The sequence below is a fragment of the Plantactinospora sp. CNZ321 genome, from assembly GCF_004217235.1.
In genome coordinates, this window is record NZ_SHKQ01000001.1 from 5,405,573 (window position 1) to 5,427,303 (window position 21,731).

A 21,731-nucleotide genomic window follows, 5' to 3' on the forward strand; every position below is an offset into this window, starting at 1 on the left:
CTGCGGTCACCGGGGCGTCTCGTCGAGGTCGCGGATGATCCGATCCAGGATCTGGAATGTGTCCTTGAGGGGCGCGGCCTCGACGAACAACCGGTTCACCGCCTCGAAGTAGCGGTCGACGTCCTCGCGCTTGTCGAGGTAGAGCGCACTGGTCAACTGTTCGATGTAGACGAGATCGGCCAGTTCCTGCTGAGGGAAGCGGAGAATGGTGAAGGCACCACCGGCGGCGGCGTGCCCCCCGGCGGCGAGCGGGATCACCTGCAGCCGCACGTTCGCCATCTTCGTGACGGTGCAGAGCAGCGACTCGAGCTGGTCGCGCATCACCCGCGTGCCGCCGACGGGGCGGCGCAGCGCGGCCTCGTCCACCACCGCCCAGAGCATCGGCGGATCCGGCCGGCTCAGCAACTGCTGTCGCTCCATCCGCAGCCGCACCCGGCGCGCGACCTCGTCCTTCCGGGCGGAGCCGTGACCGAGCCGCACCACCGCCCGGGCGTACTCCTCGGTCTGCAGCAGCCCGGGAACGAACTGGACCTCGTAGGTCCGGATCAGCGTCGCCGTCGCCTCCAGCCCGAGGTACCGCTGGAACCAGTTCGGCGTGACGTCGCTGTACGGGTGCCACCAGCTCGACGTGTTGGCCTCGCGGACCCGGGCCAGCAGCGTCGCCCGTTCCCGCTCGTCGTGTATGCCGTAGAGCGACAGCAGATCCAGGACGTCTCGCTCCTTGAGGCCGACCCGGCCCAGCTCCATCCGGCTGATCTTCGACTCCGAGGCGCGAATGGGCTCGGCCGCTTCCGCCCTGGTCAGTCCCCGTTCCTCACGCAGTCGTCGCAATTGGGCTCCGACCAGGATCCGTACGGCCATCGGGCCGTCGCCGGATCCGTCCGGTTGTGCCGATCCGCTCACCCCACACCTCCGGGTTGCTTCCCGACGCCAAGCATGCCATTGCGGAAACGCCAGAGCTACCGGTCGGCCACCTCCGGAGATCACCGACCGGATGGTCCGTCCCGGTGGTCTGAGCATTTAGGAATCCGATTCGAAAGTGTTCGGATCAAAACCCGCCGGCACACCAGAGCGTCGACGGCCGAGGTATCGGCGATCGCCCGCGCCAGGCATGTCGTACTGACCTGGGGGAAATCCCGCTGCCGCAGCCTCACCCGAGGACGTCGGATATTCGCGCACGTCAGTTCAGGTGGAGCAATTCGTGGAGCCAGATCCGTCAATTGAGGAGCAGGATTTCTGCTAGCCTAGCTCCATGCCGGCCCCCTCCTCGCCACGGCGCGCCCGCGGCGAAGTCGAGACGCTGCCCAGTGGGTCACTCCGGGTGCGGGTCTACGCCGGGCTCGACCCGGTCACCAGGAAGCGGCGCTACCTGGTGGAGACGGTCCCCGCCGGCCCGACCGCCGCACGCGACGCCGAGGCGGTCCGGGCCCGACTGCTCGCGAAGGTCGACGAATCCCGCCACCGCCCGGCACCGGCCGGCACGGACGGGCCAGCCGCGTCCGGACGTCCGCGCGGTGCTCCAGGCCGCCCGGATCACCCGGTCGAAGCCGGTTCCAGCCATCGGCTCACCGACCGGCGGGCAGCCGCCGAGATCGCCGACACCATCCCAACCGTCCCGCCGGGGCGGGGCAAGCCGGCGCCGGGCCGGCAGCGCGGGCGCCGGCAGGGCGAGTTGACGGTGGCCGCGATCGCGGCCCTCGCCGGGGTCTCCGCACCCACCGTCTCCAAGGTGCTCAACGGGCGTCGTGACGTCGCGCCGGCCACTCGGGCCCGGGTGGAGACGGTGCTGCGCGAGCACCCCTACCGCCGCCCGGAGAGCGGCGTCCGGGCCGCCAGCATCGAGGTGCTCTTCTACGGCATGCAGAGCCACCTGGCGGTGCAGATCATGCAGGGCGTCGAGGAGGTGGCCGGCCCGCACCGGCTGGCCGTCGTCTTCAGCGACGTGTTCCACCAGGTGTCGACCGGTCGCTCCTGGGCGCAGGACCTGCTGGCCCGGCGTCCCACCGGCGTGGTCGCCGTACACCTGGGCTTCACCCCCGAACACCACGCCACGCTGGCCGCCAGCGGCATTCCGCTGGTCGCTCTCGACCCGACCGGCGAGCCGGAACACCCGGTCCCGTCGGTGGGTGCGACCAACTGGAGCGGCGGCATCGCCGCCACCCGGCATCTGCTCGACCTCGGTCACCGGCGGATCGCCGTGATCACCGGACCGACCGAACGCCTCTCCGCCCGGGCCCGCCTGGAGGGTGCCAGGGCCGCGACCGACGCCGCCGGGGTACCGCTGGACGACCGGCTGGTCCGCACCGGTCAGTGGTTCGCCTTCGAGGACGGCCTCAACCACGGCCGGGAACTGCTGCGGCTCCCCGACCCGCCCACCGCCGTCCTCTGCGGCAACGACCTGCAGGCCCTCGGCGTGTACGAGGCGGCCCGCCAGGCCCGGATCCGGATCCCGGAGGACCTCAGCGTCGTCGGCTTCGACGACATCTCCTACACCCGGTGGTGCGGTCCACCGATGACCACCGTCCGGCAGCCGCTCACCGAGATGGGCGCCGCCGCGGCCCGACTCGTCCTGGCGCTGGCCTCGGGCGTACCGCCGGCGCAGACCCGGCTCGAACTGGCGACCACCCTCATCGTCCGGGAGAGCACGTCGCCGCCACCGCAACCCTGACCGGTCCGGTCACCGAGCACCAGGCCGGGAATGCCGAAGATCTCATCCTGGCCGAAGAGGTCGGCGGCGGCGTTGCCGGTGCGGTCCGCCGGCAACCGCGCCGGCCCGGGAGTCCGGTCGTTCGACCCGGACCGGGTCGCCGCGGACGAGTTCGTCGTGGATGCGCCAGCGGGCGGTGTCGACGGCCCGGCCCGCCGCCTGGTCGCCGTCCGCCAGGCGCTGCCGGATCAGCTCCAGGGCGATGCGACGGTTCTGACTGAACTGCCGCTCGGTGTCGACCACCACGACGATCCCGGAGGGACGGTGGGTGGCCCGTACGGCGGTGCTGGCCTTGTTCCGGTGCTGCCCGCCCGGGCCGCCGGTGCGGCAGCCGACGATGTCGACGTCGGTCTCCGCGAACGACGTCCGGGGAACGTCGACCTCGCAGGGGCGGGCGATCACGTACCAGTTCTTCCGGCCGGTGCTCGCCCGGTAGGGGCTCGGCGCCTGCCAGCAGAGGGTGCCGGTCCACGAGCCGGCGAACTGCCCGGCACCGGCTCCGGAGATCCCCAGCAGCACCGACCGGTAGGTGCCGGGTCGGTCGCCGGGGACGGTCTCGACCCGGGACGTGTCCAGACCCTGCCGGCCGGCGTCCGCCTCCAACCGGTGCAGGAACTGGGCGACCGCCCAGGTGCACTCCTGCGGGCCTCGTCCGGCCGATATCAGCAGATGGTGTCGGTGCCCCGCCGCGCTCACCACCGCCCCCTGCCCCGGCGGTGGTCGTTCCGGTCCCGCCGGGGGCGGGCGTCGCCACCCCTGTCGATCGTCTTGTACGTCACCAGCGGAACCGTCGTGGCGGCCGGGGTGGCGAGTCCGTGTTCGACCAGGTCGGCGATCACCTGCTCGATCCGCTTGTAGGCCGTCGGCGCCTCCTCGAACAGCAGTTGACGGTCGCCGCACACCACCAGCGACCCGACCGGGGTACGACGGAGTTCCGCGACGGTGTGCTTGGTCCGCCCCCGGCGCAGCGCGTCGGCCCGGGACATCTTGCGACCGGCGCCGTGCGCGACGGAGAAGTTGGCGTGCGGTCCGGCATGCGCGGCCACCAGATAGGAGCAGGTGCCCCGGGTACCGGCGATCAGCACGTCCCGGCCGTCGCCCGGCGCGGCTCCCTTGCGGTGCAGGTAGGCCCCGTCGCGGAACTCGACGAGGTTGTGGCACTGGTCGACGATCGGGTCGGTCGGCTCGGCGCCGAGGGCGTGCAGCACCCGGGCGGCGAGAAGTCGACGGTTGATCGACCCCCAGCGTACGGCGGCGTCGTGCAGTTCGAGGTAGTCGGCCGGGTCGGTGGCCGGGCCGGCGCCGTGCCGCTCGGTGTGTGCCCGCAGGATCCGTTCGCCCAGCCCTCGCGAGCCGCTGTGCACGATCAGGACGAGGTCGTCGGCGGCGAGCCCTAGCCGGGCCGTGTGGCCCGGGTCGAGGACGGTCTGGATCCGCGCCAGCTCCACGAAGTGGTTGCCCCGACCCACCGTTCCCAGGCCGTCGAGGTAGCCGGCCGGAATCTCGGCGTCCACGGCGGCCCAGGCCGGGTCGTCGGCGTCCCGGTCCGGGTCCAGCGGGACGTCGAGGTCGGGAAACCGGCGGGCGATCTGCTCGGGTACGACCCGCTTCAGACCGACCGGGAACACGGCGATGCCGCAGCCGATGTCGGAGCCGACCAGGAACGGGTAGAGCACGGTCGAGGCCATCGCGGCGCCGATCGGGGCGCCCTTGCCGGGGTGCAGGTCGGGCATGCCGGCGACGGAGACCATTCCGTCGAGCGCGGCCACCTGGTGGCACTGGTCGACGGCGTCCGACTCGATCCAACTGCGGGCGGAGGCGAAGACGGTGACGGTGGCGGGCCTGGCGGACGCTGCGGAATCCGGCCGGGACTTCTGCTGGGACAACGACGCTCACTTTCCAGCGGGGAGGGACGGACGGCGCTACGGCTCCCCGGGGTGCGACGGCACGGCGGGGGCACGGAGCTTCACTCGACCGGGGTAGTGCCCGTCAGAACGTCATGCCCCCACCCTGCTGCCGCCCGCCGGCCACGGCAACCGGTTTTCGGCGCCGGTCCCGGCGCCGGAGCCTGGTCGGCCGGCGTGCCGCCGCCGTCCGCCCGGCTCAGTTCGCGACCGCCGGCTGTCCCCGCCAGTCCTCGGCCCGGGTGTAGCCGACCGGTATCGGCCGTTCCACCACCGTCGTCAGCTCGATGCGCCGGCCTTCGGCGGCCGACCGCAGCAGCGCGGTCATCGTTTCCAGCACGTGTAGCGCGACCTCGCCGCCGGACCGTGGCGGACGGCGGTCGTCGGCTCCGACCAGGTCGATCAGGCCCAGTCCTCGGGAGCCGTCGGCGTAGCCGGCTCGTGGTTCGAGCGTCCGCCATCCGGCGCCGCCGAGCGGGAAGAGCCGGACCTCGCCGTCGAAGTGGTTCGGGTCGGGTACGGCGAGGCTGCCCGTCTCACCGTGCACCTCGATCGGCGCGGCCGTCGTCGCCACCCCGTCGAAGCTCGTCGTGATGGTGGAGAGGACGCCGTTGACGTGTTCGAGCACGCCGGTCACGTGACTGTCCACCTCGACCGGGATCCGCTGGCCGCCGCGCAGGCCGGCCCCGATCACACGCTCGGCGCGCAGCCGGCTGCCCGCGCCGACCACCGCGCGTACCGGCCCGAGCAGGTGGAGCAGGGCGGAGATGTAGTACGGGCCCATGTCCAGCAGTGGACCGCCGCCGGGGGCGTAGTAGAAGTCGGGGTGCGGGTGCCAGCGCTCGTGCCCCGGCGTGACCATCACGGCCGAGGCGGAGAGCGGGCGCCCGATGAGGCCGTCGTCGATCGCCGCGCGGGCGGTCTGGGTACCCGTGCCCAGCACGGTGTCGGGCGCGCACCCGAGGCGGACCCCGGCCGAGCCGGCCCGCTCGACGATCGAGCGACCGTCCGGAAACGTGACGGCGAGCGGCTTCTCGACGTAGACGTTCCGACCCGCGTCGATCGCGGCGAGCGAGATCTCGGCGTGCGCGGCGGGGATCGTCAGGTTGAGCACCGTCCGCACCTCGGGATGGTCGATAAGGGCCTCGACGCCGAGCGCCTCGGTGCCGGGCAGCGCGGCGGCGACCGCCGCCGACCGGGCGGCGTCCAGGTCGGCCACCGCGACGATGCGCAGCCCGGGAAGGTCGGCCAGCGTGCTCAGGTACGCCCGGGCGATGACCCCGAGCCCTACGATGCCGACGCCGTGCGGGTCGCCCACAGCATCCCCCTCTCGATGACGGTACGCACGCTCGGGTGCTCCAGCACGTCGAGGCTGTGTCCGGGGGTCGTCACGACGATTCGCCCGGCACCCCAGTGACGGGTCCAGATCGCCGGCGAGGTGACCGGCCGGGGCCACGGGTGCCACTCCCGGGTCGGGTGTGTCGTGGTGGCCAGCACGTCGATCAGGTCGTCGTGCAGCACCCAGTACTGTTCGGTGACCAGGTCGAAGTCCTCGATCCCCGCGGTGACCGGATGCTCCCGGCCCAGTTCGGTGATGTTCACCCGGTACGGCAGGAAGTTGTCCTGCTCCCCGCCGTGCCGCTCGCAGGGCTCCTTCCCCGGGTGGGTGGCGAACTGGCCACCGACCAGGTGCAGGTAGTCGGAGGAGGCCCGGAACGAGTCCGCGATGCCGCCGTGCCAGCCGGTGAAACCGGTGCCGGCGACGACGGCGGTGCTCAGCCCGGCCAACTGCTCCGGGGTGATCTGTGACATCGTCACGCACTGCACGACGAGGTCGGTGCCGGCCAGCTCGGCGGCGTCGGCGTAGATCTCGGTCGTCTCCTCGACCCGCACCGCGTAGTCGTTGCGTTCGAGGAACGGGATGAACAGCTCCGTCGCCTTGACCGGTTGGTGCCCCTCCCACCCGCCGCGGACCACCAGTGCCCTGCGCTGTGCCACGTTCACTCCTCTTCCGGCCCGTCGCCCGGGCGGATTCGTGCCGCCACCGTGCCGGCGCGCCGCCGGTGCCCGGCCTTGTCGATCGATGAAACCGTAGCCCGCCCGGTCTGCGTGGTCACGGTGATTCCGGCCCCGGCGGACGGGGGACGGTTGCCGTTGACATCGAACATTATTAATGTGTTCCCATGACGATCCTGACGCGACGCCGGGCGGGTGCGGTGGCCCTGGCGGCGGCACTGACGCTCGGCGGCGCGATGCTGCCGCCTCCCACGTCCGCCCGGGCGGCCATGGATGTGCCGGGCTCCGACGGCGGGCCGGACGTCAGCCCGCCGACCATCCCGGCACACCCGCGCAGCGTGTTCGGGAGCCAGACCCTCACCCTGCTCTGGGACGCCTCGTCCGACGACCGGGGCGTGACCGGGTACGAGATCTTCTCCAACGGCAGCAGGATCGCCACCACCACCGGCACGAGCCACACGATGCCGGTCCCACCGCCGATGATCTTCACCTTCGGGATCCGGGCGGTCGACGCCGCCGGCAACTCCTCCCCGTTCGCGATCGTCAAGCTGGGCTCGTTGCCGGACAGCGATCCCCCGACGGTTCCCACCGGCCTTCGGCTCACCAGGCCACAGGACGGCTACTTCCGGCTCACCTGGAACCCCACCCGGGACAACGTCTTCGTCGCCGGATACGAGGTCCGGCAGAGCGGAAGCATCTCCCGGGTCACCCTGGTCGGCCACCCCGTCGCCTACGGTGTCTACAGTGGCTACGGCAGCTACCAGTTCGAGGTGCGGGCCTTCGACAGCTCGGGCAACTTCTCCGCCCCGGCACGGATCGGGATCGCGGTGGACTCACTGCCGCCGCCGAGCCCGAGGCTCTGACCGACAGCCCCCGGCCGGTCACGTCCGGCATCCGGTGCCCGACAAATCATGACGTTGTCGACTCCGGGTCGACGGTCCAGTCCTCGGGTACCGGCGCCGACGGTCCGGACGCCTGACCCCGGATGCCGAGCGTCGCCGTGCCGGCGCCCCACCCACACCGGGAGCCGGATAGGCGTACGCCAATTGACAAAGTTTGGCATCTAAACTTAATGTCGGCTCTCCGAGCACTGCGGCGTCCGCGGCCCGTACCCCGCATCTTCCAGCCGCGACATCCCGGCAAGGAGACCATTGTGAGTCTGTGGAGCAGGGCGCGAAGCGCCCGATGGCGGGTCGGTCTGGTCGCGGCGAGCGCCGCCGCACTGCTGGTATCCGGGGTGACGGTGGCGGTCAGCGCCCAGGCGGCCGCCGGCTGCCGGGTGGCGTACTCGACCTCGGCGCAGTGGCCGGGTGGCTTCACCGCCAACGTCGGCATCACCAACCTCGGTGACCCGGTCAGCGGCTGGCGCCTGGTCTGGACGTTCCCGTCCGGGCAGCGGGTCACCCAGGCGTGGAACGCGAGCGTCACCTCCTCGGGCAGCCAGGTGACCGCGACCAATGCCGGCCACAACGGCACGATCGCGACCAACGCCACCGTGTCGTTCGGTTTCAACGGCTCGTGGACCGGCACGAACACCGCGCCCACCTCGTTCACGCTCAACGGCGTCGCCTGCACCGGCGACGTCGGGGGTACCCCCGGCACCCGACCGCCGACCAGCGCGCCGCCGAGCACCCGGCCGCCGACCACGCCGCCGCCGGCCGGCAACGCGATGGCGGCGGTGGCCGCGATGCAGCCGGGCTGGAACCTCGGGAACTCCTTCGACGCGGTCGGTACCGACGAGACCGCCTGGGGCAACCCCCGGGTCACCCAGGCGCTGCTGGACAACGTCCGGGCCCAGGGCTTCAACAGCATCCGGATCCCGGTCACCTGGAGCAACCACCACGGCGCGGCGCCGAACTACACCATCGACGCGGCCTGGTTGAACCGGATCCGCGAGGTGGTCGGTTGGGCGCTCGACGACGGCTTCTACGTGATGATCAACATTCACCACGACTCGTGGCAGTGGATCAACACGATGCCGACCGACCGCGCGAACGTCCTGAACCGCTACAACGCGCTCTGGACGCAGATCGCCGCCGCGTTCCGGGACGCCTCACCCCGGCTGACCTTCGAGAGCGTCAACGAGCCGCAGTTCACCGGCAGCTCCGGCGACGCCCAGAACGCCGAACTGCTGCACGAGCTGAACGCGTCGTTCCACCGGATCGTCCGGCAGTCCGGCGGTGGCAACGCCACCCGGCTGCTGGTGCTGCCGACCCTGCACACCTCGGCCGACCAGGCCCGGGTGGACGAGCTGGTCGGCACCTTCGACACGCTGAACGACCCCAACCTGATCGCGACCGTGCACTTCTACGGGTACTGGCCGTTCAGCGTGAACGTCGCCGGCGGCACCCGCTTCGACGCCACCGTGCAGCAGGACCTGACCGGCGTCTTCGACCGGGTCCACGACGCGTTCGTCTCCCGGGGCATCCCGGTGATCATCGGCGAGTACGGACTGCTGGGCTTCGACCGGCACACCGGCACGGTGCAGCAGGGCGAGAAGCTGAAGTTCTTCGAGTACCTCGGCTACTACGCGCGCAACCGTCGGATCACCACCCAACTGTGGGACAACGGGCAGCACTTCGGCCGCACCTCGTTCCGGTGGAGCGACCCGGAGCTCTTCGCGCAGATCAGGTCGAGCTGGACCACCCGCTCCGGCACCGCGTCGAGCGACCAGGTGTACGTGCCGCGTACCGGCGCGATCAGCGGCAAGAGCCTGACGCTCAACCTGAACGGCGGCACCTTCCAGGGGCTGCGCCACGGCAACACCGAGCTGGCGAACGGCGCCGACTACACGGTCTCCGGCACCACGCTGACACTCACCGCCGCCGCCGTCACCCGGCTGGTCGGCTCCCGGGCGTACGGCGTCAACGCGAACATCCAGGCGCGGTTCTCCCAGGGCGTGCCGTGGCGGATCAGCATCATCAGCTACGACCCACCGGTGCTGGCCAACACGACCGGGCCGACCGGCTCGTTCGCGATACCCACCCAGTTCCGGGGCGACCAGCTCGCCACCATGGAGGCGAAGTACGCCGACGGCAGCAACGCGGGCCCGCACAACTGGACCTCGTTCAAGGAGTTCGACGTCGCCTTCGCCCCGAACTACGACGCGAACTCCATCACGCTCAAGCCCGAGTTCTTCGCCGAGGTGAACGACGGGCAGCGGGTCACCCTCACCTTCCACTTCTGGAGCGGCACGACCGTCACCTATCACGTCACCGAGTCGGGCGGAAACGTCACCGGCACGACCTCGTGACCCGGCAGCTGCCGGTTGTCCCCCCGTCCGGGCAACTCTCCGCTCGTCGGGATCCAGACCCGCATGGTGGAGGGCCCACGGTTCGCCCAGGCGTGGTACGCGACCAGCGGAACCTCGACCGGATCCCGCTCCGCCTCGTCCGCCGTCCCGTGGTATGGCCAGTCCCGGTCCGACGGGTCGATCCGCACGCAGTGCAGCACGACCCGGTCGCCGGCCATCGTGGGCGGCCTGCTCGGGTCGACCCGAAGGTCGTCGACGCTTTCGCCGCCCGGCACGTCCACCGACTCCACCGCGTACACCAGCGGGCCACGCTCCACGGCGACGCAGCCGCGCACCGCGTCGATGCGCGGGTCCGGGTACGTCAACCGGGGCGCCATGGGCAGGCTCAACACCACCTCGTCGCCGGCCCGCCACACCCGGCGTTCGGTGGCGTAGCCGGGGCGTACCGGCCGGGTCTGCCCGTCGACGGTCAGGGTCGCACCCTGTTCCGCCCAGCCCGGCACCCGCAACGCGAGCATCCACGGGCGGTCGTCGGCGCCGTCGATCCGTACCCGGATCTCCCCGTCGACGGGATAGCCGGTGGCCACGGTGATCCGCCGCCCGGGTCCGTCCACCCGGCGGTCCGTGATCGTCCCGGGCACGTACTGGTGGATCTGCAGGCCCTCGTCGTCGCCGGTGGCGACGTAGGCCGTCAGGCTGGCCAGGGTGCGCGCCACGTTGGTCGGGCAGCACGACACCTCGTACCACGGCGCCCGCTGGGCGGCGGCGGCCCGGATGCTGGGCCGGTCGGCGTCCGGCACGGTGCCGGGCTCCCGCCGGTGCAGGGTGTTGGTGTAGAAGAAGCTCCTCCCGTCGGCCGCCGGTGAGGTCGACACCACGTTGAACAGCGTCCGCTCGATGAGATCGGCGTACCCGGAGTCGCCGCAGGCGAGCAGCAGCCGCCAGGCCAGCATCACGGACGCGACCCCGGCGCAGGTCTCCGAGTACGCCCGGTCGGGCGGCAGTACCCAGTCCTCGCCGAACGCCTCGTCCTGGTGCCGGGAGCCCTGCCCACCGGTGAGGTAGGTGCGCCGGGCCACCGCCGTGCGCCACTGGTCGCGTACCGCCTTCAGCAGGCCGGGGTCGTCCGTCTCGGCAGCCACGTCGACGGCGCCGGCGGCGAGGTAGTTCGCCCGGACCGCGTGCCCGCGCAGCACCGTCGCCTGGCGTACCGGGATATCGTCCTGGAAGTACTCCCGGCCCCACTCCACGTCGCCGAGCCGGCCGTGGCCGCGCCGCTCGACGAAGAGCGCCGCCTGGTCGAGGTAGCGGTCCTCCCCGGTGACCCGGGCGAACTCCACCAGCGCGGGCTCGATCTCCGGATGCCCGCAGAGCCCGTCGACGCCGTCCGGTCCGAAGGTCTCGCAGACGTTGTCGGCGGCCCGCCGGGCGATCGCCACCAGCCCGTCGTCCGCGTCCGGCCGGGTACGGGCCCGCGCGACGGCCGCCTGCAGGAGATGGCCCACGCAGTAGAGTTCGTGCCCCCATCGCAGGTCGGACCAGCGCGGTGGCTGGCCGGCGTGCCCGAACATGGTGTTGAGATAGCCGTCTGCGTCCTGCGCCCGGGCCACCCGGTGCACGACGGCACGGTACCTCGCCTCCAGTTCCGGGTCGCCGCCGCGGCCGATCTCCCAGGCCATCGCCTCCAGAAACTTGTAGACCTCCGAGTCGGAGAACTCGCGGCCGCGGCGCTTCCCGGCCACATCGCCGGCGGCCACCAGGTCGAAGTTGCGGATCCAGCCCGCCCGTTCGAGCCAGTGCGCGATGTGCCCGAGGCTGGCCGTCGCGTTGACGGACTGCCGTTCGGCCCAGAAACCGCCGGTGATACGGACCTCGTCCAGTCCGAGCGGCCGGAGCCGCCCGCGGCTCGGCAGGACGGGTGCCGCCGTGGAGGCGCTGGGTGCCATGGTCATCCCTTCAGCGCGCCGGACATGAATCCGCGCACGTAGTGTCGTTGGAGCAGCAGGAACAGCACGACGCACGGCAGCGCGAGGACGACGACCCCGGCCTCCGTCGCGCCGTAGTCGACGACGCCCTGGACCTGGCCGCGCAGGTTGGCCACGGCGAGCGGCAGCGTCATCCGCTCGGAGTCGTTGATCAGGATCAGCGGCGCCATGAAGTCGTTCCAGGCCGCGAGGAACGCGAAGAGTCCCACGGTGATCAGGCCGGGCTTGACCGCGGGTACCAGCACCCGGCACAGCGCGCTCAACGACGAGCAGCCGTCGACCTTCGCCGCCTCGTCGAGTTCCCGCGGCACCGCCTCGAAGGAGATGCGCATCAGGAAGGTGGAGAACGGCAGCTGGAACATGGTGAGCACCAGGGCGACACCGACCAGCGAGTTCTGCAGTCCGACCTGGTTGAGCAGGACGTAGAGCGGGATGAGCAGGGTGGCGTAGGGAACCATCAGGATGGCCAGGGTGAGCAGGAACAGGATGTTCCGGCCCGGGAAGCGGAACCGCGCGAAGGCGTACCCGCCGAGAAGCGAGATCAGCAACGTGAGCGCGACGGTCAGCAGGGAGACGAACGCCGAGTTGGCGAGGTAGCGCCAGACGCCGGCCTGGTAGTCGGCGAGGGTGGTGTAGTTGCCGAAGCCCCACCCGGAGGCCTGGTTGGTGCCCGCCTGCGGGGAGACCGAGGCGACGGCGGTCCACACCAGCGGGAAGAGGAAGACCACCGCCACGGCTCCGGTGAAGACCCAGTAGGGCGTCCGGTACGCGACGCCGGCGATGGTGAGGCCGCGCGGCCCCGGTCTGGTCGGCGCCCTCCCCGGTGGGCGGGGCGGGCCGGCGACGGCGGCCCTGGTACGGCTGGAGTCCACGGTCATGGCTCAGTTCTCCTCGGACCGGAAGGCGCGCAGTTGCAGCGCGTTGATGAGGACCAGGGCCGCCAGCACGATGACCGAGAGCGCCGCCGCGACGCCGAGGTCGTTCTGCCCCTGGAAGGCGATCATGTAGATGAGCTGGACCACCGTGATGGTGCTGTTGTCTGGGCCGCCCTTGGTGAGGATGTAGAACTGCTCGAAGGCGAGCAGCGAGCCGGTCACGCAGAGCACGGTGGTCAACGCCAGCGTCGGACGGAGCAGCGGCAGGGTGACGCTGCGGAAGGTCTGCCAGCGGGTGGCGCCGTCCGAGCGCGCCGCCTCGAAGACGTCGGCCGGGATGCTCTGCAGCCCGACCAGCATCAGCACCATGTAGAAGCCGGCGTAGCGCCAGACGATGAGGAACACCGTCGAGAAGAGCGCGGCGTTCGGCGAGCCGAGGAACGTGATGCCGAGGCGCTCCACCACCGGGGCCAGCGGACTCGCGTACGGCGAGTAGAGCACGTAGAACAGCAACGACGCCGAGGCAAGTCCGAGCGCGCTGGGCACCAGGAACGACGCCCGGAGCAGGTTGTTCCACCGGCTGGACTCCTGGACCAGCAGGGCCATCCCCAGACCGAGGAGCAGCAGCAACACGGTCGTGATCACCGTGTACTTGAGGGTGAACACCACCGAGTCGGTGAAGAATCGATGCTCGACCGCCTTGCTGAAGTTCTCCGGCGCGTTGAGCCCCTGGTCGCCGCCGAGCAGCGGCCATCGGGACAGCGACATCCTGACCACGAGCAGCAGCGGCACCACGAAGAGCGCCACCACGAACGCCGCGGTCGGGGTGGCGTAGATCCAGCCGAGCAGGGCCTGTCGCCGGCCGGACCGGAGCCGACCGGGACGGAGCCGACCGGGACGGAGCCGACCGCGGATCGCCGCACTGGGTGGGCCTGCCGGTGCGCTGACGTTCATCTCAACTCCTCGATCGATCGGCGACGGGCCGGATCGGCGGCGCGCTGGCAGCGCCGTGTGGCCGGCGTACACCGGTCCGCGCGGGGACGGCGGCCCGGCGTACGCCCTCGGCGGCGCTGCCTACTGTTGGAGTACCGTCGTGATCTCGCCGTTGTCCTTCTGGAGGTCACCGCCGCCGTTGAGTACCTGGTTGCGCACCAGGGTCAGCCAGGGGCTGCCGGGCGCGTTGAAGGCCTGCTGGAAGTTGAGCGCGACCGGGGTGTCGCCCTTGCCGGCAACCTGGTTGATGGTGACGAGTCGGGGGTCCTGGGTGGCGTACCTGTTGTTCGCCAGGTCGGAGCGGGACACCACATCCTTGTTCTTGGCCAGCACCTCCACCTGGGCCTCCTCGGACATCATCCAGCTGAGGAAGTTCCAGGCCTGCGCGGCCTTCTTCGAGTCCTTCGACACGCCGATGCCGTCGCCGCCGACAAAGGTCGAGGCTCCGCCGTCCGGGCCTGGGATGCCGGCGACGCCGACGTCGAACGGGGTGGACGACAGCAGTGTCGCCGGGTAGAACATCAGCCCGACCTTGCCCTCGGTGAACGCCGCCGTCCAGGTGGGGCCGGTCTCGCTGGCCGAGGCCGGCAGGACGGCGCCGGACTTCCACAGGTCTGCCCAGGTGCGGTACACCTGCTGCGCGACCTCGTCGGCCAGCTTCGACTCGGTGCCGTCGTCGCTGAGCACCTCGCCACCGGCGGCCCAGATGGACGGGAACCAGGTGAAGACGAGGCATCCGCCGCAGTTCAGCCCGGCGGCCGTACCGTAGACGCCGGGCTTCTTCGTGGCCTGGACCGCCTTCGCCGCCGCGGCGTACTCCACCAGGCTCGCCGGTGCCTTCTCCGGGTCCAGCCCGGCGTCCTTGAACAGCTGCTTGTTCCAGAAGAGCATCGACAGGTCGAGTACGAAGGGCAGCACGTACGACCTGCCGTCCCGGGTACCGGCCGAGAGGTGGCCCTTGTTGATGGAGTCCTTGAAGTCGAGGCCGTCGATGTTGCTGGTCAGATCCTGGAACAGTCCCTGGTTGACCCAGTTCGGCACGTAGACGATGTCGGCGGCGAAGAGGTCCGGCAGGCCGCCGGAACCGGCCGCCGCGCCCACCTTCGCCACGTAGTCGTCGTTGGGTACGACGGTCAGCTTGACCCGGTTCTGGTGACCGGCGTTGTACGCCTCGACGAGAAGCTTCGCCTGCTTCTCCAGCGGGGCCCGGGTCCAGAGCGTCAGCTCGCTGCCGTCGTCGACTCCGGTGGGCCCGGCCTCGGCCACGTCACCCTGGCCGCCCGGCCCGTCGTCACCGCAGGCCGCGGAGCTGAGGATCAGCGCCGTCGCGAGGATTCCGGCCAGCGATCGCAGGGCGGTCCGCCCGCCCGATCTTCTCTTCATGATTCTCCTCGGGTTCGTCTTCAGATGTGAGCGTTCTCCCCGTGGTGCGGTGAACCGGGCGGCCACAGCCGCTGCGCCAGCCGGTGGGTTGCCGCTTTTCCAGCACAGGCGGTGGCGAACGAGCGGTGGTCGGTCGCGACGTCGACCACGAGCCGTCGACATCGGACAGCTCGGCGATGGAGACGTCCAGCATCGCCTCGGCGCCGACCTTTGTCGCCGTCGGTCACGGCGACGTCCCGGAGAGGCCGGCGATCCACATCCTCGCCGGGGAGAACGGGTACAGCCAGGCGACGCCGGCAGGCCATCGACGAGCTGCCGGCACACCTCGCGGGACTGTGCGGCGACCTGTTCGGGTACCTCCTCGTCGTAGCACGATGCCCACCTGCGTCACCCCCGTTCCACCCCGACCGGCCGGGCCTGCGGTCACCGGCCTCCGCCAGGTTCCGAAAACCTTTTCGGAGGATTCTGGTTGCCGACTACGGCCGTGTCAACAGTAGATTTCTGGCCGGTCCACGGATCATCGACCGGGATCGACAGCCCGACGCTCTCTCCCGACCCGCCCGCCAGCGCGCCAACGTCACGCGCGACTCCCGCCGTACCTCGACCGGTTCCGCGCCGGTCGGGAGCCCGTATCGCAGGGACCACCCTGAAAGCCTTTTCGGTCCGGCTCCGAGCCGGTGGTCCCGACTTGGATCGCACGGCGAAGACCATGCCGACCGGCCTGCCCGGCCGGCACTCGCGCTCGCTCGGAAGGAACCCTGGCGTACTCCACCGCAATCCGGGCACGATCTTGCCAGATCGATAGACGATTCCCTATCCTTGCACTGGAAAGCGCTTTCCATGCGCCTTGACGTCGACGTCCCACCCGCCGGCGTCAGTGAGCTGGCGGCGGGCGCGCCGCCGGCGAAAGTCCGGGCCGCCGCGGGAGCGTGCCCCGATCCGCGCGTACGCAAGAGCCCGCCCATCTCGGCTGACCGGCGACGGGCGGCGGGGCGGCAGCCGGGAGGGCCCGGCGGGCCGCATCCGGGATGTACCTGGCAACACCCAGCAGTTGGAGACGAAGGTGAGGCGAAGATGAGACGACGACCAGTCCCGGTACGACTCCAGGCGGCACTGGCCAGCACGGCCGTCATGGCCGCGCTCGGCGTCGCGCTGCCGACGCCCCAGGCATCGGCGGCGTCCGGCAGTGCCACCGGCTACGCGACCCAGAACGGTGGGACCACCGGCGGTGCCGGTGGGCAGACGGTGCGGGCCAGCACGGGAACCGCGATCCACGCGGCCCTGTGCGGTCGGGCCAGCAGCAGTACCCCGATCGTCATCGAGGTCTCGGGGACCATCAACCACGGGAACACCAGCAAGGTCTCCGGCGACAGCTGCAACACCGCCGCCGACAAGATCGAGCTCAAGGAGATCAGCAACGTCACGATCGTCGGGGTCGGCGGCGGGGCCCTCTTCGACCAGCTCGGCATCCACATCCGGGACTCCAGCAACATCATCATCCAGAACGTGACCATCCGGAACGTCAAGAAGTCGGGCTCGCCCACGTCCAACGGTGGTGACGCCATCGGCATGGAGAGCGACGTGCGCAACGTCTGGGTGGATCACGTCACCCTGGAGGCGTCGGGAGGCGAGTCGGAGGGCTTCGACGGGCTCTTCGACATGAAGGACAACACCCAGTACGTCACGCTGTCGTACAGCATCCTGCGCAACTCCGGCCGCGGCGGCCTCATCGGGTCCAGCGAGAGCGACCGCTCGAACGGCTTCATCACGTTCCACCACAACCTGTACGAGAACATCGACTCCCGTACTCCGCTGCTCCGTGGCGGCATCGCGCACATCTACAACAACCACTACGTGGACCTCCACGAGTCCGGGATCAACTCCCGGGCCGGGGCGCGCGCCAAGGTGGACAACAACTACTTCCGGAACTCGAAGGACGTGCTCGGCACCTTCTACACCGACGAGGCCGGCTACTGGCAGGTCAGCGGCAACATCTTCGACAACGTGACCTGGTCCAGCCCGGGCGGCGACACCAACCCGGCCGGCCCGAACCCGCAGTCCAACACCACCGTCAGCATCCCGTACTCCTACCGCCTGGACGGGGCCGGTTGCGTGCCGGACATCGTCCGCCAGACGGCAGGCGCCAACACGGGCCTGCGGGTGTCGGACGGCAACTGCGCGCCCCAGGGGCCCACCCCGACGCCGACCCAGCCGACGCCGACGCCGACGCGCCCCACGCCGACCCCGACCGCCCCGACGCCGACGCAGCCCAGCGGAACCAACCTCAGCATCGGCGCCGGCTCCGACGGCTCCAGCAAGGCCAGCGGGACGAGCTACGGCAACGTGCGGGACGGCGACATGGGCACCCACTGGTCGCCGGTCGGCTCGACCGGTTCGATCTCGATCAAGTGGGGCTCGGCCACCACGGTGTCCAGGATCAACATCCGTGAGGCGTCAGGTGCGACGGGCGCCATCGGTTCCTGGCGGGTGCTCAACCACGACACCGGCGCCGTCCTGACCTCCGGCAACGGAGCGGGCGTCATCACCTTCCCGGCGACCTCACTACGCAAGATCACTTTTGAGATCACCGGTTCCTCGGGCACGCCGGCCATCGCGGAGTTCGAGACCTACGCCGGGTAACGCGCGGTAGCGCTGCCGGGTTCACCGACAGCGACATCCACCCGGCGCGGGCGCCGCCGGTCACCGATCGACCGGCACAGCGGCGGGGCCGTCGGACATGACGGTCCCGCCGCTGTGCCTGCCGGCCGACCACGACTTGCGAGCCGTAAGCGATTCCGACCGGACAACGGGGGTTGGAATCGACAGACAATCCCCTTTACGCCGTCACCGCACGGGCCTGCGGATCCCATTGTGACAATTGTCTCACTCGACAGAACATCGCCTATCTCCGCATCATGCGACCCACTGGCATGGCCCTCGAAACGACCTTCGCACGCACACCGATTCTCGGGATGCCCACCCTCGGCCACCGCTCGGCGGGCACGGCCGCCTCGACATCCGCGCGCCGGCGCCCGGGACCGCCTCAGTACGGCCCTGCTCACCTTCCGATCTCCGGCGATGTTGTTCGCTCTCGGTGATCGACCCCATACCGGCAATCCTTACCACCAGCAACCGGATGCGGCATGTGCGCACCTCACAGAAAGGTTCACCGCCACGCAGAGAAGTATAGGGACTCGCCAATGTTACGCTGCGCGATAATGGGCGACGCCTCGGCCGGGTCTTATGCTCGGGGAGCTGCCCTGCTACATGCTTGAAAGCGTCTTCTTCACATTGACACCCAGGGTTTACTGGGTCACCCTATGCCGCATGAAGTCGGATCATCGGCCGGACCGGACGGTGACCGTCCCGTGGTCCGAGGGCTGCCGCGTGCCAGATCTGCGGTTCGACGAGTTCCTGTGTGGACTGTGGATCGGCGCGTGCGATGCGCTCGCCGTGCCGACCGAAGAGGCCGCGCGCACCACACAGGAGTTGCGCGAGATACTCCCCAGCTGGGCCAGCGATCGAATCGGCGCGGTGCCCCGCCAACCATCGTTCGTCGCCGCCGACGGGTTCCCGGCCGAGATGTCACTTAACTGGTCGGAGGGGCGGCCAGAGATTCGGATGCTCTTCGACTGCCTGTCCGACGCGGATGGCCCGACCGTGACGGCGCGGCGCTTCCGCCAGGTGCACGAGATCTTCGCGACAGCACCGTTGTGGTACTCACTGGCATGGCGCCCGCCCGACCGAGTCGTTCACAAGGCGTACTTCGGTCTGTACACCTGGCCTGCCGAACAGCGGTTCACCGCACTGGCGCGGGCAATGGAGCGGCTGGGCATGGCGCAGGCGTGGGACGACGCCCGTCGGCGGGTGGACGAGGACGGCCGGAGCGACCGGCGCGAGGTCGAGTTCCTCGGTCTCGACCTGACCGACTCGGTGGAGTCCCGGGCGAAGATCTACTACCGGAACCATGGAGCCGACATCCACGAACTGAACCGCATGGCGTCGGTGGCGCTGGACCACAACGCCGACCAGGCGCTGATCGCGTACCGGACACTGACCGGGGAGCGGGCCGACGCCGGCAGGGAGGCCCTGACCTGCCTCGCGTTCCGGTCCGGGCTACGCCGGGCCGCCGAGTCCGCGACGTACCTGCGGATGTCGAGCCTGGCCTCCGGTGACCAGGAGGCAGTGGGCCGCGCCGCGGACCTGCTACGCCGTCAGGGGATGGATCCGGGACCGCTGTACGCCGTCACCGCCGCCCTGGCCCCCACGGGCCTGGCGGAGAGCCAGGGCCTGCTGGAACTGATCAGCTACCGAGCCGCGCGCCGGCAGGCCGACCTCACCACCTACTTCCGCTTCCCCGTCTATCCGCAACCCACGCCCCTGCCGGTCCCACCCGCCGACCTCGTGGAGAGGAAACCTGTGTTGACCCATCCCGACGTGCAGCGCGTCGCCGACTACAACGCCGCGCGGCAGGAGGAGTACGAGGCGTCGAAGCTCATCCGGCTGTTGACGGACGAGACGACGCCGGACATCACCAAGAAGAGCGTCCTGACCTACCTGCAACCGTGGTCGAACGCGTTCCAGCGCATGATCAGCGCCCGCGTCACGTACGAGTCCGACCCGGCCCTGCGGGCGATCGCCCTCGAACACCAGAAGGAGGAGATTGGCCACGACGAAATCCTGGCTCGGACCCGGGCCGAGGACCAGCGGGTGGTCTGGGATCCGGTCATCGAAGCCGGCGCGTCCTGGTTCGTCGATCAGTTCGCCACCCTTCCGGGGGTGCAGCGCGCGATCCTCGCGCACCTGGCCCTGGAGGCCGGCAGCCTCGCCCTCAGCAAGGCCGGTGTCCGTGCCTTCCCCAACGACCCGTACTTCTCGCTGCATGACGAGGCCGATGTCGAGCACCTCGAGATGGGCTACCAGATCCTCCGGCAGCGCACCGACTGGACCGTGGGCGAGATCGTCGCCGTACTCGACCGTGCCTGGCAGGTGATCACGCTGGTCTCCGACCGCATCGCCGAGTGCGCCCTTCGCGACACCGCCACGTGAGCGCTGTCGCAGGGTCCGATCCGGCCGCTGCGGCGCGGGCGGCAGCGTTGGAGGCTGCACACACCTACCAGACGGTGTTGGCCAACCGGTTCGTCGCCGCCTACGCGTTGGGCAGCCTCGCACATGGCGGCTATGCCCCCGCCGTCAGCGACATCGACCTGGCGGTGATCCTCACCGACACCCGTGCCGGCGACGCCGACACCATCGCCGAGACGAGCCAGGGCCTGCGTGAGCGTGCTGAACTGCACCGCAGGCTCTCGGTGTTCTGGGGCTCCCTGGCCGCGCTCCGCCATGGCCTCGACGACGGACGGTTCCCCGCCATCGACCGCCTCGACCTGGCCAGTCACGGTCTACTCCTGCTCGGCTCCGACGTGGCCCGGCAGGTCGCCATCCCCACCGCGGGCGAGTTGCTCGTCGACAGCGCGCGGTTCGCCGTCGACGTCCTGGCCACCAACGAGGTAATCGCCGAGATCCATCGACCCCGCCGGCTTCTCGACGACCCGGTGTGGTTCACGAAGGCGGTACTGTTCCCGGTCCGCCTCCTCTACAGCAGCGCGGTGACCATGGGGCGGGCCGCCACCAACGACCACGCCATCACCTGGTATCTGGCTCAGCCCGACGTCCCGGCGACATCCCTGGTCCGGCTTGCCGCCAGGGTGCGGGCAGGAGCGCCGCTGGACCCGGCGGAGGCCCGCCCGCTCCTGGTGACGGGTCTGCGCCACCTCTACCGGCGGTACGCCGAGGGCCAGGCACGGCGTCTTCAGGAGGCCGGCGCACCGGCCGACCTGGTGGCCGCCTTCGCCCGGTGGTCCGGGCAACTTGGTGTGTGAGCCCGATCCGGGGCCGTCGGCCCAGGTCCGTCGCACACCGCCGGGAAGTCGCCGGGTGACGCCCACATGACTTCGTCACCGGAAACTGGCCGCCCAGGCCCCCCGACCCGCACCCGGCACGCGGTGGATGCCCGACCGCCAACGGCCGGTCGATCCGCTCGAAGCGACTCGACCGGCTGCGTCAGTTGGGGACCGGCATCCGGGCGAGCGCGTGCCGGACCAGTCCGATCAGCGCCCGCTTGCTGGACTCCCGGTCCCGGGCGTCGCACCAGAGCAACGGCACCGCCTCGTCGAGCTTCAGCGCGGCCCGGATCTCCTCCTCTGTGTAGAGACACTCGCCGAAGAACCGGTTCACGGCGGCGACGAACGGGATGCCCCGTCGCTCGAAGTAGTCGACGGCGGGAAAGCTCGTGTCCAGCCGCCGGGTGTCGATCAGCACGACCGCGCCGACCGCGCCCTGCGCAAGTTCGTCCCAGATGAACCAGAACCGGTCCTGCCCCGGGGTGCCGAACAGATAGAGCACCACGTCGTCGCTGATGGTGATCCGTCCGAAGTCGAGCGCGACCGTCGTACGCGTCTTGCCCTCCACCCCGGTGATGTCGTCCACACCGACGCTCGCCTGCGTCAACACCTCCTCGGTGGTCAGCGGCGGAATCTCGCTGACCGAGCCGACCAGAGTCGTCTTGCCCGTACCGAAGCCGCCCGCCACGACGACCTTGACCGACTTGCGCTCCAC

General features: G+C 70.5%; 16 protein-coding genes. 6 read left to right on the forward strand and 10 right to left on the reverse strand.

All coding sequences use genetic code 11. From position 1 onward, the window contains the following. Window positions 1–6: 6 nt before the first annotated feature. Window positions 7–861 (reverse strand): Scr1 family TA system antitoxin-like transcriptional regulator, encoded by an 855-nt coding sequence (locus EV371_RS23390; RefSeq protein WP_130466159.1) that lies wholly within the window; start codon window positions 859–861, stop codon window positions 7–9. A 391-nt stretch (window positions 862–1,252) separates the two neighbouring features. Here EV371_RS23390 and EV371_RS23395 point away from each other — a divergent pair, with 391 nt between their 5' ends. Then, a complete protein-coding gene (locus EV371_RS23395; RefSeq protein WP_130463952.1) occupies window positions 1,253–2,668 on the forward strand; it encodes a substrate-binding domain-containing protein in 1,416 nt (471 codons plus the stop codon). 42 nt (window positions 2,669–2,710) lie between these two features. Here the strand turns inward: EV371_RS23395 and prfH are convergent, their stop codons facing one another. The 4 genes from prfH to EV371_RS23415 all read right to left on the reverse strand — a co-directional run bounded on the left by prfH (window position 2,711) and on the right by EV371_RS23415 (window position 6,609). After that, window positions 2,711–3,403, reverse strand: a complete 693-nt coding sequence (gene prfH, locus EV371_RS23400; protein ID WP_130463953.1) for a peptide chain release factor H — start codon at window positions 3,401–3,403, stop codon at window positions 2,711–2,713. Then, a complete protein-coding gene (locus tag EV371_RS23405) occupies window positions 3,400–4,593 on the reverse strand; it encodes an RNA ligase RtcB family protein (RefSeq protein WP_130463954.1) in 1,194 nt (397 codons plus the stop codon). Before EV371_RS23405 ends, prfH begins: the two co-directional genes overlap by 4 nt. Before the next feature lie 217 nt (window positions 4,594–4,810). Next, entirely contained in the window at window positions 4,811–5,929 is a 1,119-nt protein-coding gene (locus EV371_RS23410; protein WP_130463955.1) for a Gfo/Idh/MocA family protein, read from the reverse strand. Next, window positions 5,899–6,609, reverse strand: a complete 711-nt coding sequence (locus EV371_RS23415) for a ThuA domain-containing protein (RefSeq protein WP_130463956.1) — start codon at window positions 6,607–6,609, stop codon at window positions 5,899–5,901. The genes EV371_RS23410 and EV371_RS23415 overlap by 31 nt, the downstream gene beginning before the upstream one ends. Before the next feature lie 185 nt (window positions 6,610–6,794). On the opposite strand from EV371_RS23415, the gene EV371_RS23420 reads away from it, so the two are divergent. Both EV371_RS23420 and EV371_RS23425 read left to right on the forward strand, forming a co-directional pair. Then, window positions 6,795–7,490 (forward strand): fibronectin type III domain-containing protein, encoded by a 696-nt coding sequence (locus tag EV371_RS23420; RefSeq protein WP_130463957.1) that lies wholly within the window; start codon window positions 6,795–6,797, stop codon window positions 7,488–7,490. A gap of 290 nt (window positions 7,491–7,780) precedes the next feature. After that, window positions 7,781–9,880, forward strand: a complete 2,100-nt coding sequence (locus EV371_RS23425) for a cellulase family glycosylhydrolase (RefSeq protein ID WP_349339625.1) — start codon at window positions 7,781–7,783, stop codon at window positions 9,878–9,880. On the opposite strand, the gene EV371_RS23430 is transcribed toward EV371_RS23425, so the two are convergent. The 4 genes from EV371_RS23430 to EV371_RS23445 form a co-directional block, all read right to left on the reverse strand. Beyond that, window positions 9,835–11,832, reverse strand: coding sequence for a beta-L-arabinofuranosidase domain-containing protein (locus EV371_RS23430; protein ID WP_165436819.1), 1,998 nt, complete (start codon window positions 11,830–11,832; stop codon window positions 9,835–9,837). The two genes, EV371_RS23425 and EV371_RS23430, sit on opposite strands and share 46 nt — an antisense overlap. After that, on the reverse strand, window positions 11,829–12,743 hold the full coding sequence (locus EV371_RS23435) for a carbohydrate ABC transporter permease (RefSeq protein WP_486484762.1): 915 nt from the start codon (window positions 12,741–12,743) through the stop codon (window positions 11,829–11,831). The genes EV371_RS23430 and EV371_RS23435 overlap by 4 nt, the downstream gene beginning before the upstream one ends. Window positions 12,744–12,746: 3 nt before the next feature. Beyond that, a complete protein-coding gene (locus EV371_RS23440) occupies window positions 12,747–13,694 on the reverse strand; it encodes a carbohydrate ABC transporter permease (RefSeq protein WP_130463958.1) in 948 nt (315 codons plus the stop codon). A 120-nt stretch (window positions 13,695–13,814) separates the two neighbouring features. After that, window positions 13,815–15,116, reverse strand: a complete 1,302-nt coding sequence (locus EV371_RS23445) for an extracellular solute-binding protein (protein WP_130463959.1) — start codon at window positions 15,114–15,116, stop codon at window positions 13,815–13,817. A gap of 1,074 nt (window positions 15,117–16,190) precedes the next feature. On the opposite strand from EV371_RS23445, the gene EV371_RS23450 reads away from it, so the two are divergent. The 3 genes from EV371_RS23450 (at window position 16,191) to EV371_RS23465 (ending at window position 20,995) form a co-directional block, all read left to right on the forward strand. Then, window positions 16,191–17,756 carry a pectate lyase family protein gene (locus tag EV371_RS23450; protein WP_130463960.1) on the forward strand — a complete coding sequence of 522 codons (1,566 nt, stop codon included), beginning with the start codon at window positions 16,191–16,193 and terminating at the stop codon, window positions 17,754–17,756. Between the two features lie 687 nt (window positions 17,757–18,443). After that, entirely contained in the window at window positions 18,444–20,165 is a 1,722-nt protein-coding gene (locus tag EV371_RS33915) for a hypothetical protein (RefSeq protein ID WP_207230581.1), read from the forward strand. A gap of 47 nt (window positions 20,166–20,212) precedes the next feature. Further along, window positions 20,213–20,995, forward strand: coding sequence for a hypothetical protein (locus tag EV371_RS23465; protein WP_207230582.1), 783 nt, complete (start codon window positions 20,213–20,215; stop codon window positions 20,993–20,995). A 181-nt stretch (window positions 20,996–21,176) separates the two neighbouring features. On the opposite strand, the gene EV371_RS23470 is transcribed toward EV371_RS23465, so the two are convergent. Next, entirely contained in the window at window positions 21,177–21,731 is a 555-nt protein-coding gene (locus EV371_RS23470) for an ATP/GTP-binding protein (protein ID WP_130463962.1), read from the reverse strand.